The organism is Halobacteriovorax sp. (assembly GCF_041587335.1).
Classification (GTDB): Bacteria; Bdellovibrionota; Bacteriovoracia; order Bacteriovoracales; family Bacteriovoracaceae; genus Halobacteriovorax.
In genome coordinates this window covers 1-13,351 of record NZ_JBFGYP010000079.1, presented here as the reverse complement: position 1 = coordinate 13,351, position 13,351 = coordinate 1, and the positions used below count along the sequence as shown (strand labels likewise).

The window sequence follows — 13,351 nt, the reverse complement described above, 5'->3', positions numbered from 1 at the left end:
GCAAGAGGAGGGAAGTACCTTTCATATGAAGACTTTATAGAAGTTATTAAATCTTCTTATGCTACAGAGGATGACCTTATTATGACTCCTCATAGAAGAAAAATGATTACAAGCTTTCAGAAAAATTATGAACAACTTTGTATAAAGCTTGCAGAAAATAAAAAACTCACACTAAGCCAAGTATTATTAGAGCTTACTATGCGCTCAAGTATTATTAATAAATACGATAGAGTCACAGGAGATTCTATCTCTACAATAGTGGAAAGAGTCCTTCATAAAAAGCCAAAGATTAAGCCAACTCAGCTTTTTGATTTAGTTCAAGAGTTCTGTGTTTATCAAAACTTTGACCCTAATAAGTCCATAGAAGAACATAGAGAAAAAAGAGTGAAAACAAAGTTTGTTAAAAATATGTTACAGATTGTAAGAGACTTTAGAGAGGGTCTGTGAAGTTAGTTTTTTACTCTGGTGGAGATAGGGACGACAATTTCGATTTAGATCAAATCACTCTGGACTTGACTGGAAAAATGCGACCAAAAATGGCCTTTATTCCTTCGTGGTCATATGAGTCAGAATATGACTTCAAAGAGTTTGTTGATCAGTATTCTCGCCATGGTGTTACTCAATTTTTACACTTTCCAATTGATATTCCATATGACGAAACTCTATTAAAAGAAGTTCTTAAAAGTGATATTATTCATTTAGATGGTGGAAACACATACTACTTTCTTAAACACCTTAGAAAAAGTGGAATGATGAAACATCTAAAAGAGTTTATCCAAAGGGGAGGAGTCTTAACTGGACTTAGTGCTGGTGGGATTTTGATGACTCCAAGAATTTTAACCGCAGGGTTTCCTGAGTTTGATCGAGATGATAATGACGTTAGAATTTCAAACTTCAAATCGATGAATCTCGTTAGGTTTGAATTTTTTCCACATTATAGAAATTCTAAGAGATATGATGATGATCTAATAAGGTATTCCGAGACTTTATCGGTACCTCTTTATGCTCTACCTGATGGTAGTGGGATTATTATTGAGGATCATTCAATTAAATTCCATGGACCTTGTTATTGTTTCTTTCAAGGTAAGAAAATGATTATAAATTCTAGATTACCTCTTAAGAAATACTCTGCTTTTGAAAATGGAATTAATCTGCCTTAAAGGGAAGTCTCTTACTTAGTTCAGGCAGAAGATTGTCTATCTGGTTTTCTTCTTCTGAGATAAAGTTATAGATAGGTGCTCTAAAGCGCTCATCGAAAATAACATGAGCACTATAGGTCTTTGTCGGCTCAAATCCTCTTGAAATTTTGTGTTCGCCCTGCGCTCCGGCCTCAAAGGTATCAAGCTTATTGGCAATGGCCATATCTATTCCTTGGTAATAGCATAACTCGAAGTGAAGGTTTCTAAACTCCTCTCTAGCTCCCCAGTACCTTCCATATAGTTTTTTCTCCCCTATAAAATAGAGTGAGGCCGCAATGAGTTTCTCCTCATGGAATGCTCCAATGAGGCGAATAGAGCTTTTCATATGGGTGAAAATATAATTAAAGAACTCATAATTTAAATAGGCGTAAGAATTCTTCTTTGAAATTGTTGAGATATATAATTCAAAGAATGTCGCTGAGTATTTAGTGAGTTTATCTGCAGGGATCTCTCTAATTTCTAGATCTGTCTTTCTTTCTTTTCTTATTTGCTTTGCTTTTCTACTTTTTAGATGAGTAAGGAAATCTTCGAAGTCTTTATATCCTTTATTCTTCCAATGATATTGGAATGAGGCCCTTGTTTTATACTCAAAGGGGAGGAGAGGAAGTTCTTTAGCATCTAAGAAGAGTAGGTGCTTAGAGGACACTCCTAAGCTTTCACTCAGTTTTTGAAGCTCACTCATAAGTTCTGGAATGTATTTTGAATCTGTATATAAGAATGTTCTATTCGTTGCTGGGGTAAAAGGGTTTTGAGCAATGAGTTTTGGATAGTAGTCTTCGCCATATCTTGAATATAGATCTGCCCAGGCCCAATCAAAGATATATTCCCCATAGCTATGGTCTTTTATATATACGACGCATGCTGCTCTTAGGACTGAGTCTTCAGATACTGTTATATAATGAGGGACTTGGCTTCGTTCTAGGCCAATACACTCCGATACTTCTAGTGCTCTATGGAAGTGATATTTGTTAAATATATCATCTGGATGTATAAGTTGGTTCCAGTCACTTTCTTTGATATTATCAATAGAAGAATAAATTTTTACCTGCATGGAGAATCCCTTGAATTCAAAGCTCTCAGATGATTTAAAGCTTATCACCGAAACAACTCTTGGTCATTATAATGGTCGAGCAGAAGCTTTTTGGAATGGTACCAAGGATCATGATGTTTCACAAAATATTGATGCTTTGTTAAGCTCTATTCAAGGCATCGCCCCTTTTAAAATTTTAGATTTTGGGTGTGGACCAGGAAGAGATACTCTGGAGCTTAAAGAGCGTGGCCATCTTCCTACAGGTCTTGATGGCTGTGAAAATTTCACAAAGATGGCAAGAGATCATTCTGGCTGTGAAGTTCTTCATCAAAACTTTTTAGAATTAAATTTAAAAGAAAATTACTTTGATGGAATTTTTGCAAATGCTAGTCTTTTTCATATTCCTAAGTCAGAGTTTCAAAGAGTACTAAAAGATTTAGTTAACTCTCTTAAGAGTGGAGGAGTCTTATTCTCTTCAAATCCTCGTGGGAGTGCTGAAGGCTGGAATGGTGAACGTTGGGCCTATTATATGGAACTAGAAGAGTATGAGGAACACTTAAAAGCCGCTGGGCTTAAGTTAGAGAGTCATTACTATAGACCTAAGGGACTACCTCGAGAGCAGCAACCTTGGATTGCATGTATTGCTCGTAAAAAGTAATTAACTACAATTGATTGTCTTATGAACTGTAGCTATTTTAGGCTACAGTTTTTCACACTTTCTAGCTTCAGATGAAGATCTTTTCACTAAACCTTCTGAGTCAGCTCATTTGCACTATAAAAAATACTTTTAAGTTTGTTGTATTCACTTCGTGTTGATAAGAAGCTACAAATTTAAACATCAGGGAGTAGCAAATGAATAAAGTGTATTTTTTAATTACGTGTATGATTTTTTCTTTAAACTCATTCGCAATGGATATCTCAAATGAGTTATATAACACAGCAAAAGATGCTGTAGAAGCTAAGGCAGATGAAAGAACTGGCGAAGAGAATTATGTCGTTCTATCTGAATTACTTTATAGCAATGATGATGTTTCTGAAGTCGTATTCACTTCTTCGTTCTATACGTCGGTAACTGATTACTCATTTGATGAAGGTGAGCCAGTAATTTACGAGGTCATTTATAATTGTACTGACTTATATTCTTACGTTGTTAAGACAAAAGAAATTAAATACCTAAGTGGTTCTTGCCACTAGTATTGTGATGAATGTGTAGATCTTGTAACCAGTGATCTACACTTTATTTAAATATGAGATTTTCTTGTTAAAATAAATGAAAGTACAGATATTCCTATTAGTGTACTTAGTATCTTTATCCAAATGACTACATTTACATAGATCAGAGTGTAACCAAATAATAAAATGATCATTACAGTAGAGAGTACTTTTGCTCTAGGACGTATGACTTTATTATCTTCCCAGTCCTTGATCATAGGCCCAATTCGAGGTCTTGTTAAAAGCCAATGATGAAGCTTTTTACTACCTTTAGAAAAACAATATGCACTTAATATGAGAAGTGGAGTCGTTGGAAGTAGAGGGAGAAATATCCCAATAACTCCTAGGATTAGAGCAAGTATTCCAAAAGCAATGTATATAGCATTAGCTGTTTTTGTTAGCATTTTGCGCCGGCTTCTTTCTTGCTTTTAAACAAAATCTCATAGGTGCAGGATGACCTTCAATTGTCTTTGAATTATCGTTAGGATCAAGAAAGTCTTCTAGAGACTGACTTGGTGGAGGGCACCAATCTGTAAGCCTCTGTTCTTCAAATGTGAGAGGGGTCGCAGAGATAACTTCAACATCGATTAATTTTGCTTTCTTACACCAATTTATAAAACAACTCAGTGTAGGTACAAAGAAAACATTTCTCATCTTTGCATACCTATCTTCTGGAAAGAGAGCATAGCTATCGTCTCCAGGGATACCAATTGTTTCTATTATTGCCTGACCACCTGGCTTTAGAGCTTCTCTTATGTGAATAAGCTGTTCCAATGGGTGGCGGTGGTGGTAAATGATACCCATAGAGAAAATGACATCAAACATTTCTTTAAATGAATTAAGATGTTCAACACCAAACATTTCAAAGTATAAGTTAGGAACTTGAGCAAAGTGTTGTAAGAATTTAAATTGTGTTTCACACTGAATAACGGGATCTATTCCCAGAAGAAGTTCTGGTTTTTGCTCGGCCATTCTAAAAAGAAAGTACCCGTTATTACATCCAATATCTAAAACAGTTTTATTTTCTAAGTTATCTACATGTTCTTTTAATCTATTCCACTTAAAGTCACTTCTCCATTCAGCATCAATTAGCTCACCATAGAAGTTAAATGGTCCTTTTCTCCAAGGAATTAGCTCTTTAGCTAAAGAGATAATTTCTTCTTTTTGATCTATGCTGACATCATCTTTTGAGCCAATAGTCACAGCATCAGTAGAGAGGTCATTTGTATGAGTTTCAATTTTTGGAAGTCTTGATAGTAATGATTTTAGCTCAGTGTTTGATTTTCTATCAATCCAAGTGTCTCGATCTTTTTTCAAGTCTTGTAGAAACTCGAAGTCAACTTTGTCTTTGTAGGGGGCAAGGTAATCTAGGACCACTATTTAACTCCTAAGTAACAAGCAAAGTTATACCATCTGAAAATCATTTCAACTTTTTTAAATCCGGCCTTCTTCATGAGTTCTACTTGTTTCTCTGGAGTAATAGGGATGAGAACATTTTCAAGAGCTTCTCTCTTTTGAGAGATCTCTAATTCAGAGTAGCCATTTCTTCTTTTGAAATCGTAGTATAGCTCTATAAGTAAATCATTAATCGTGTGTCCAGAGCATTTTATTTTCTCTGTCAGAATAAACATTCCACCCTTATCTAGTGATTTGTATATTTTCTTTAGAAGGTCTGGCCTAGCTGAAGGCTTAATAAATTGTAGAGTGTAGTTCATAATAATCATTCCTGACTTTCTGAAGTTTACATCGGCAATGTCACTACAAATTAATTCTGCAGTATCGACTTTGTTCTTTTTTAGTTTCTGCTGTGCTTTCTCTAACATCGGAGCAGAGTTATCAATACCTATATAGTCTGGAGAGTTCATTTCTCGTTTCTTAAAATGTTTATCCAAAATAGAGATTGTTGTCGCAGTAGAGCAGCCAAGATCATATATGGCCCCACTTTCGTATTTTCTATCTACTAAATCTAAAATAATTCGATGGATCTCATCATAGAAAGGAACGGAACGACTTACCATGTCATCAAAAACTTCTGCAACATCATGGTTAAATTCGAAGCTCTTTATTGAATTCATTTCTTCTGCGAAGAATTTATCTTTTTTCATGGTTTTCTACTAGCATGCAGTCTGAGTTTTGTCTTTTTAAAAAATATTTTTAGAAAAAAATAATTGTCTAGATGCATTGAAGAAAATCGAATACAATCTAAATTACAGTAAGATGGATGTGTATATGGCCAAGTTAGATTTAGAAAACTATGTTGACGCGATGCTTGAAACTTCAAGTGTTGCTGCTCATGATATTGCAGGACAGGTACACGTGATGCAGTTTTGTGTTGAAGAGTTGGGGGAGCATACATCTGTCAAAGGTAAGAAGTTTCTCGATAGACTTGAAAGCAGTATAGACGAACTCACAGATATCATCTCTTTTTATAGGGTGTACTTGCGAAAAGCCGCACTGACTGGCGAGAGTTTAATACCTCATCAGTTCCTTGAGAAGGTTTTAGCTACTTCTAATATTACTTTTTGGAATGAGTTTAAGAAAATTCATTTTAAGACAAATGCTGGTAATGAAGAGTGGAAGTTAAGTGTTCCTTGTGCTGAGGTGCATAGCGTTGTTTTCTCTATTATTGCCATATATTTAGAAGAACTTAAGAAAGGGCAATTAGTTGAGTTTGAAGTAGAACTTGGCCTAAAAAAACTTGACTCTCAATATTGTCAGTTTACACTTAGTAGTAACGTGGCAGTTGATGCTAAATTATTTGAAAGTATAGATATTGCTTCTTCCCCAGGTGCTAAAGTACTTAGGAAGAACCTTGGGCATGAAATATTATTAAGCTCTGAGCTCTATGAGGCAAAAATCACTTCATCTAATGGCAGTTTTGAAATTATATTGAATATGAAGGTATTAGATGAATGATGCGATAAATACAAATAAAACAATTTGGGTACTTGAAGATGACAAAGGTTGTCAGTTTGTTTATGAGCAAACTCTTGATCACCGTTATTCTACAAAGTATTTTGAAAGGTTGGATGAGTTCACTGTAGCTCTTGAGAATACTCCAAGTGAAGAACTTCCTCAGATGATCATTGCGGATTTAATGCTTGGTGATGGAAATTTCTTGAATTTCTTAACAAATTCAAAAGACTCAAATATTTTAAATATACCATTTATAATAGTTTCATCAATTGATGATATAGATGCATTAAGGTTTTGTTTCAAAGAAGGTGCTCTTGATTATTTAACTAAGCCATTTAAGAAAAATGAGCTTCTAGTAAAGATTGAGAATGTTGTTTCAGGTCCTGCAAGACCAAGTCTTTCAAGTTCAGGACTTAAGAAAATAAAAATTGATGGTACTGACATAGATAATCTAACTTCAAAACAAAAGCAGCTACTTTCTTTATTTTTAGACTCTAGAGATAGAACTGTAACAAGAGATGATATTCTTGAAAAAGTTTGGGGAAGAACAAATGTTCACCCTAAGACAGTTGATGTTCATCTTTATAACTTAAGAAGAAAACTACACACTATAGGTTATATGATTAGATCTGAAGGTGGTGGACGATGGGCACTACTTTCTGATCGAGTAGACGCCTAGTATACTCAAGCATTTCTCAATGGGCCAAGTCTTGGCCCTATTTGTTTAACTTAAGTCTAAAGCAAAATATCTCCAAATTGATTATTATTAGAACTACTGTTATCGTCTTTAAATAGAAAAAATTGTATTTAATAAATGAGGAGAGCCCAAATGAGTAAGGTTAAAAAATCCCTTAATGTTGATGGTAAGAAATATAGTTACTTTTCAATCAACGAAGCCAAGGCGCTGGGTCTTAAGAATGTTGATAAACTACCAAAGTCTTTAAAAGTTTTATTAGAGAACCTTCTTAGAAATGAGAATGGGACAAGTGTTACTTGGACTGATGTAGAAGAGCTAAATAAATGGGCAGATACTCAAAAGTCTAATCATGAGATTGCTTACCATCCAGCTCGTGTCGTTATGCAAGACTTTACCGGCGTTCCAGCTGTTGTAGATCTAGCGGCAATGAGAAATGCAATGAATGTTCTTGGAGGTGATGCTCAAAAAATTAACCCTCTTGTTCCTGTTGATCTTGTAATTGATCACTCGGTTCAAGTTGAGCATTTTGGATCAAAGGAAGCATTTGAAAAGAATGTTGAATTAGAATATGAGCGAAATGCTGAAAGATACAATTTTCTAAAGTGGGGACAAAAAGCATTTAATAACTTTAGAGTGGTACCTCCTGGTACAGGAATTATTCACCAAGTAAATCTTGAGTACTTAGCAGATGTTGTTTGGACAAATGATAAAGACGGAGAAACTTTCGCCTACCCAGATACTTGTGTAGGGACAGATTCTCACACCACTATGATAAATGGTCTATCTGTTCTTGGTTGGGGTGTTGGTGGAATTGAAGCTGAGGCCGCTATGCTAGGTCAACCTGTAACAATGCTTATCCCTGATGTTGTTGGCTTTAAATTAAAAGGTAAATTAAATGAAGGTGTAACTGCAACTGACCTTGTATTAAATGTTGTAGAGTCTCTTCGTAAGCACGGAGTCGTTGGAAAGTTTGTGGAGTTCTTTGGACCAGGTATGAGAGCTCTCTCTCTAGCTGATAGAGCAACTATCGCTAATATGGCACCAGAGTACGGAGCTACTTGTGGATTCTTTCCAATTGATGAAAAAACAATTGAGTACATGAGATTTTCTGGAAGAGAAGAAGAGACTGTTGACCTAGTAGAGTCGTATGCAAAAGAACAAGGACTATGGGCCCATGATGGTGAAGTTGATCCTGTATTTACAAGTGTAGTAGAGCTTGACCTCTCAAGTGTTACACCATGTATTTCTGGACCAAAGAGACCACAGGATAAAATTATCCTTGATGGAGCAAATGAAGAATTCATAAATACGATATATCCAAAAACTTTTGGGTATAATCCAAGTGACCTAAATAAAGAATTTGATGTTGAAGGAAAAGATTATAAAATGAAGCATGGTAACGTAGTTGTTGCCGCAATTACTTCATGTACAAATACTTCAAACCCTTCAGTTCTAGTCGCTGCAGGACTTGTTGCCAAGAAAGCAGCCGCCCTTGGACTTAAGACTCAACCATGGGTAAAAACATCATTAGCTCCTGGATCTAAAGTTGTAACTGACTACCTTGTACAGTCAGGACTTCAAGAACACTTAGACACTCTTGGATTCAACCTTGTAGGTTATGGATGTACAACTTGTATTGGAAATACTGGACCGCTTCCAGCACCAATTTCTAAATCAATTAATGATAATGATATTCTCGCAACTTCTGTTCTTTCAGGTAATAGAAACTTTGAAGGAAGAATTTCTCCTGATGTAAAAGCAAACTTCTTAGCTTCACCTCCACTTGTTGTTGCCTATGCAATAGCAGGGAACTTAAATGTAAATGTAGCTAGTGACGCTTTAGCAAAAGATAAGAATGGAAATGATGTTTTTCTTAAAGATATTTGGCCGTCAAACAAAGAAATAGAAGAGGTTGTTTTAAAACATATTACTTCAGATATGTATAAGTCTAGATACTCAAATGTATTTGAAGGTGATGAGCTTTGGAAAAAAGTTAAGTCTCCAGAAGGTGAGCTCTATGACTGGGATGAGAAATCTACTTATATTGCAAACCCAACTTTCTTTGAAAATATTAAAGATGGAACAATTGATAGCTATGAAGTTAAAGATGCTTCTATCCTAGCTCTGATGGGAGACTCAGTAACTACTGATCATATCTCTCCGGCAGGAAATATTACGAAAGAATCTCCTGCAGGTCAGTGGCTACTTGATAGAGGAGTTAAGCAATATGATTTTAACTCTTATGGATCACGCCGTGGGAATCATCACATTATGATGAGAGGAACCTTTGCAAATATCCGTATAAAAAATGAACTTGTCCCTGGAGTTGAGGGAGGATATACAAAACATCTTCCAACTGGTGAACAGATGTCTATTTACGATGCGGCAATGAAGTATAAAGACGCTGGCACTGAACTAGTTATTATTGCAGGTAAGGAATATGGAACAGGATCTTCTAGAGACTGGGCCGCAAAAGGAACGAACCTACAGGGTGTAAAGGCCGTAATAACTGAATCATTTGAGAGAATTCATAGATCAAACCTTATTGGTATGGGTGTTCTTCCTCTTCAATTTCCAGATGGTGTAACTAGACACACTCTAGGACTTACAGGAGCTGAGAAGATTTCAATTAAGTCCACAGATGGAAAGCTTTCTCCAAAACAGAAGTTTGAAATGCTTATTGCTAAAGCAGATGGTTCGACGGAGAGTGTTATGCTTGATTCGAGAGTAGATACTGTCGATGAGCTAAATTACTTTAAAAATGGCGGTATTTTACAATATGTTCTTAGAAACCTAAATTCATAGATAAAATTAAGGGTCCATTTGGGCCCTTTTTTTATTTAATCCTAGCTACTTAAGTACTTTTACACTCCTTTTACAATCAATATACATAACTCTTGATACTCTTAACTTGTCCTTACACACGGAGGCTGGGCATCATGAAGTTTAAAAATATAGATTGGGTTAATACATTATTTCTAATTCTTACTCCACTAACGGCGATAGGCCTTACTGCATTACATATTTATAGAGACGGTTTTATGCCTTCGATTTTTATTGCAGCTTTAGTTTTGGCATGCTTTTGTGGAGCATCAATTACTATTGGTTACCATAGATTATTCTCTCATAGAACTTTTGAGGCATCTGCCCCAGTTAAGTTATTTCTACTGATTTTTGGAGCAGCAGCTTTTCAAAACTCTTTATTAAAGTGGGGAAGTGATCATCGTGTACATCATAAATTCTGTGATACTGAAAAAGATCCATACAATATAAATAGAGGATTCTTTTGGGCACATATGGGATGGGTTATGTTTAGAGAGCCTTCTAAGTTTGCCGATCAGTTTCCAATGTCTAAAGACCTACTAAGAGATAAAATGGTCGTATGGCAACATAAGTACTACTTACAAATTGCTGTTTTAGCAGGTCTTATTCTCCCAGGAGTAGTAGGTTACTTTCTTGGAAGTACTCTAGGTGGATTTGCTGTAATAGGGTTTGCAAGAATCGTTGCTGTTCATCATTCAACTTTCTTTATCAATTCTCTATGTCATGTTCTAGGTTCTAAAACTTATTCAGATGATCACACTGCTAAGGATAGTCCTATAATGGCACTCTTCACATTTGGAGAAGGTTATCATAACTTTCACCACACATTTCAAGCGGACTATAGAAATGGTGTTAAGTGGTACCACTTTGATCCAAGTAAATGGACTATTTGGTCACTATCTAAAATCGGTATGGCGTCAAAGCTTAAGAGAGTTCCAGCACATACAATTAGAAATGCAAGAATCAAAATGCAACAAAAGAAATTCTCTGAAAGTAGTTCTGCTGAACTTATAGGAAGTCAGGGATAACTACTATTTGATTTGGGGTAGAAAGTCCTGAGCTGGCAAGTATACCCACAAATTCACCAGTGGTAGAGTCAATCTCCACTAAATGGTGATAAGTCGCATCCGCAGCTATAATGTTTCCATTCTCTAATTGTGCAACTCCTCTTGGAGATGGAAGAGTGGAAGAGTCGTTATAAGAGTAGCCCGCATCATTTAAACCTGAATCATAAAAAGCAATAGTATCTGTGCCACCTGACCAGGCCGTAACAATATTTCCATCATCTAACTCTGTACAACCGTAACCATCTGTTGTTCCTCCAATTCCTGAAGCTGTTGAGTCGTCCATAGTTCCATCGGACTGATAGGTTCTAACAACATCTCCGCCTCTGGCACAGACAATAAAGCCTCCGTCTGATTTGGCAAAAACATTTTCAACATTATTTATACCACCATTAATTGGAAATCCATCAGTAACTCTAACTCCATCAGTAGTAAATTTCTCAACGCCATTTGATTCAGCAATGAGAATACTTCCATCCACTAATTGGGTGACACCTCTTATACTTCCAGAGAGACTTGCACTTTGAATAATTGTGCGAGTAGATCCATCAATGGCCGAGATACCCATCACTCTATCTGATCCATCAACTGCAACCATAACCTCTAGGGTATCGTGCTTCCAGCCTACACCGTATGGAACTTCTGCATTATTTTGTACGTCGTAGAGAACTCTTTTAAAATCCCCATCACTTGAATAGAGAACAACTGAATCGTTGGTTATATTTGATACAACAATATCCCCAGGAGTCACAACAAAACTAGATGTTGTTGGAATGGGATCCTGATTACAAGAGAGTAAAAGAACTGTTGTTAGTAGAGTAAAAAGGTTTTTTTTGAACTTAGACATAGGGCTTCCTTTGATCATCCTCAGTTCATAGTATCAATTTTTAGTGGGTTAAATGTACTACCGGAAAACTCTTCCTTAAGGAATCTTGAGGAATAAATTGCTACAATCAAATAAGTTGAGGAGTCGTACTTGCACCAAAAGTATCTGATAAAAACATTTATAGCATTCCTAATTAGCTTTAATACTAGTGCTTTTACCTATGTTGGTGTGGCCGGGAATTATTCGAAAGTTAGTTATGAACCAATGGAGCAGTATCAAGTAAAGCCAACTGGGACAGGATTAGGCTATATGCTTGGCTTTAGAAGTGGCTTCCTAGCTCTTGAATTTTCCTATGTTGGAGTGAGTGCAAGTGGCGATATTATTCACGACAGTGTATCTAATAAGATTCTCCATGATCAAAAGACTTATGGAGTAAATATGAATCTCTTTCTAAATAAGAGACTCTATTTTAAATTTGGCTATGGAGTCTATAAATTAGACCATACTCTTGAAACAGATGTAGCTTCACACACAAGAGATGCAATTGCTAATACCTATGGATTCAAAAATGAGAGTCACGGTGGGCTATCTTATGGTCTAGGCTTTAATTTCTTTAAGGTGAATAAAGGTTTTAATCTCTATACTTCAATCGATAGATATCAATTTGATAGTGAGGGAGTGACAACGACTGTCCAACTAGGCATAAAATATATTTTTAAGCTAGGCTTTCAGTCGTTGATAGGAAGATAACTATTCTAGTAAACTTCTTAACATCCAAGCTGTTTTTTCATGGTATTCAATTCTTGCACTGAGAAGAGAAAGAGTACCTTCATCGTTTCCACCATCTAAAATTGGAAGAATATTTTTTGATGTATTTACTACTTGCTCATGACCTTTTAATAATCCAAGAATCATTTCATTTGCGCTAGGTGAAGAATCATCTTCTTTAATACTAGAAAGTTCAGCAAATTCTTTATATGTACCAGGAGCTTTAACTCCTAAGATTCTAATTCTTTCAGCAATCTCATCAACAGCTAGTGCTAATTCGTTATATTGAGTTTCAAACATTGCATGTAGAGTATTAAACATTGGACCTGTTACATTCCAGTGGTAGTTGTGAGTTTTTAAATAAAGAGTATAGCTATCAGCCAGTAGGTGACTTAAACCCTTAGCTGTTTCAACTCTCTTACCTTCTTCAATTCCAATATTAATGTTCATAACAAACTCCTTTTAGTTGTTCTATGGATATTATTATGACGAGATTTTTCCGAAGGGTCAATTTGGCAAAACCTAATAGGACATAGATAGAATCTATGATTCTTTGCGTTCTTGATAAAGTCTTGAAAGAAGAGAGTTTTGCTCCATGAGGAGTTGGGAGAGTTTCTTTTGCTGAGATGAGTCGCAGCTATTATCTCTTCTTATGAGTTCGGCCCTAGTAATTGATTTAGAGGTTGCGATAAATTTTTCATAAAATGAAGATGTGGTTTTATCAACTGAGTCTGTTTCTTTTTCTAATTTCATAATGGCGTAAGAGCAGTCATTGAATTTCTTCAAGTCTCTCTCGAGCATACTAAGTTCTATTTG

General features: G+C 35.8%; 16 protein-coding genes. 9 read left to right on the top strand and 7 right to left on the bottom strand.

The genetic code is table 11. From position 1 onward, the window contains the following. Positions 1-447: hypothetical protein (locus ABX784_RS11300; protein ID WP_372655147.1), on the top strand; the 447-nt coding region annotated here is incomplete at its 5' end. Further along, a complete protein-coding gene (locus tag ABX784_RS11295; RefSeq protein ID WP_372655146.1) occupies positions 444-1,160 on the top strand; it encodes a Type 1 glutamine amidotransferase-like domain-containing protein in 717 nt (238 codons plus the stop codon). The genes ABX784_RS11300 and ABX784_RS11295, both read left to right, overlap by 4 nt. Here the strand turns inward: ABX784_RS11295 and ABX784_RS11290 are convergent. After that, a complete protein-coding gene (locus ABX784_RS11290; RefSeq protein ID WP_372655145.1) occupies positions 1,147-2,250 on the bottom strand; it encodes a GNAT family N-acetyltransferase in 1,104 nt (367 codons plus the stop codon). The two genes, ABX784_RS11295 and ABX784_RS11290, sit on opposite strands and share 14 nt — an antisense overlap. Before the next feature lie 10 nt (positions 2,251-2,260). On the opposite strand from ABX784_RS11290, the gene ABX784_RS11285 reads away from it, so the two are divergent. Both ABX784_RS11285 and ABX784_RS11280 read left to right on the top strand, forming a co-directional pair. Beyond that, complete coding sequence (locus ABX784_RS11285) at positions 2,261-2,887, top strand: class I SAM-dependent methyltransferase (RefSeq protein WP_372655144.1); 627 nt, start codon at positions 2,261-2,263, stop codon at positions 2,885-2,887. A gap of 194 nt (positions 2,888-3,081) precedes the next feature. Then, positions 3,082-3,423: a hypothetical protein gene (locus ABX784_RS11280; protein ID WP_372655143.1), complete on the top strand. Its 342-nt coding sequence runs from the start codon at positions 3,082-3,084 to the stop codon at positions 3,421-3,423. Between the two features lie 47 nt (positions 3,424-3,470). Here the strand turns inward: ABX784_RS11280 and ABX784_RS11275 are convergent, their stop codons facing one another. From ABX784_RS11275 to cmoA, 3 genes are read right to left on the bottom strand one after another with little or no spacing between them, the layout of a single operon-like run. Then, positions 3,471-3,845 (bottom strand): YbaN family protein, encoded by a 375-nt coding sequence (locus ABX784_RS11275; protein ID WP_372655142.1) that lies wholly within the window; start codon positions 3,843-3,845, stop codon positions 3,471-3,473. Then, entirely contained in the window at positions 3,826-4,818 is a 993-nt protein-coding gene (gene cmoB, locus ABX784_RS11270) for a tRNA 5-methoxyuridine(34)/uridine 5-oxyacetic acid(34) synthase CmoB (RefSeq protein ID WP_372655141.1), read from the bottom strand. The genes ABX784_RS11275 and cmoB overlap by 20 nt, the downstream gene beginning before the upstream one ends. Then, positions 4,818-5,546 (bottom strand): carboxy-S-adenosyl-L-methionine synthase CmoA, encoded by a 729-nt coding sequence (gene cmoA / locus ABX784_RS11265; protein ID WP_372655140.1) that lies wholly within the window; start codon positions 5,544-5,546, stop codon positions 4,818-4,820. Before cmoA ends, cmoB begins: the two co-directional genes overlap by 1 nt. A 124-nt stretch (positions 5,547-5,670) precedes the next feature. Between cmoA and ABX784_RS11260 the strand changes: the two genes are divergently transcribed. From ABX784_RS11260 to ABX784_RS11245, 4 genes are all read left to right on the top strand, one after another. Further along, positions 5,671-6,357 (top strand): hypothetical protein, encoded by a 687-nt coding sequence (locus ABX784_RS11260; RefSeq protein ID WP_372655139.1) that lies wholly within the window; start codon positions 5,671-5,673, stop codon positions 6,355-6,357. After that, entirely contained in the window at positions 6,350-7,036 is a 687-nt protein-coding gene (locus ABX784_RS11255; RefSeq protein WP_372655138.1) for a response regulator transcription factor, read from the top strand. Before ABX784_RS11260 ends, ABX784_RS11255 begins: the two co-directional genes overlap by 8 nt. A gap of 150 nt (positions 7,037-7,186) precedes the next feature. Next, on the top strand, positions 7,187-9,859 hold the full coding sequence (gene acnA, locus ABX784_RS11250) for an aconitate hydratase AcnA (RefSeq protein ID WP_372655137.1): 2,673 nt from the start codon (positions 7,187-7,189) through the stop codon (positions 9,857-9,859). Positions 9,860-9,993: 134 nt separating this feature from the next. Continuing rightward, positions 9,994-10,905: an acyl-CoA desaturase gene (locus ABX784_RS11245; RefSeq protein WP_372655136.1), complete on the top strand. Its 912-nt coding sequence runs from the start codon at positions 9,994-9,996 to the stop codon at positions 10,903-10,905. Here ABX784_RS11245 and ABX784_RS11240 read toward each other — a convergent pair. Beyond that, a complete protein-coding gene (locus ABX784_RS11240) occupies positions 10,886-11,788 on the bottom strand; it encodes a hypothetical protein (protein ID WP_372655135.1) in 903 nt (300 codons plus the stop codon). The genes ABX784_RS11245 and ABX784_RS11240 overlap by 20 nt on opposite strands. Before the next feature lie 129 nt (positions 11,789-11,917). Here ABX784_RS11240 and ABX784_RS11235 point away from each other — a divergent pair, with 129 nt between their 5' ends. Further along, positions 11,918-12,517, top strand: a complete 600-nt coding sequence (locus ABX784_RS11235; protein ID WP_372655134.1) for an outer membrane beta-barrel protein — start codon at positions 11,918-11,920, stop codon at positions 12,515-12,517. Here ABX784_RS11235 and ABX784_RS11230 read toward each other — a convergent pair whose 3' ends face one another. Continuing rightward, positions 12,518-12,985: a Dps family protein gene (locus ABX784_RS11230; protein WP_372655133.1), complete on the bottom strand. Its 468-nt coding sequence runs from the start codon at positions 12,983-12,985 to the stop codon at positions 12,518-12,520. A 93-nt stretch (positions 12,986-13,078) separates the two neighbouring features. Further along, positions 13,079-13,351, bottom strand: a 273-nt coding sequence (locus ABX784_RS11225; protein ID WP_372655132.1) for a hypothetical protein, incomplete at its 5' end; no start/stop codon positions are given.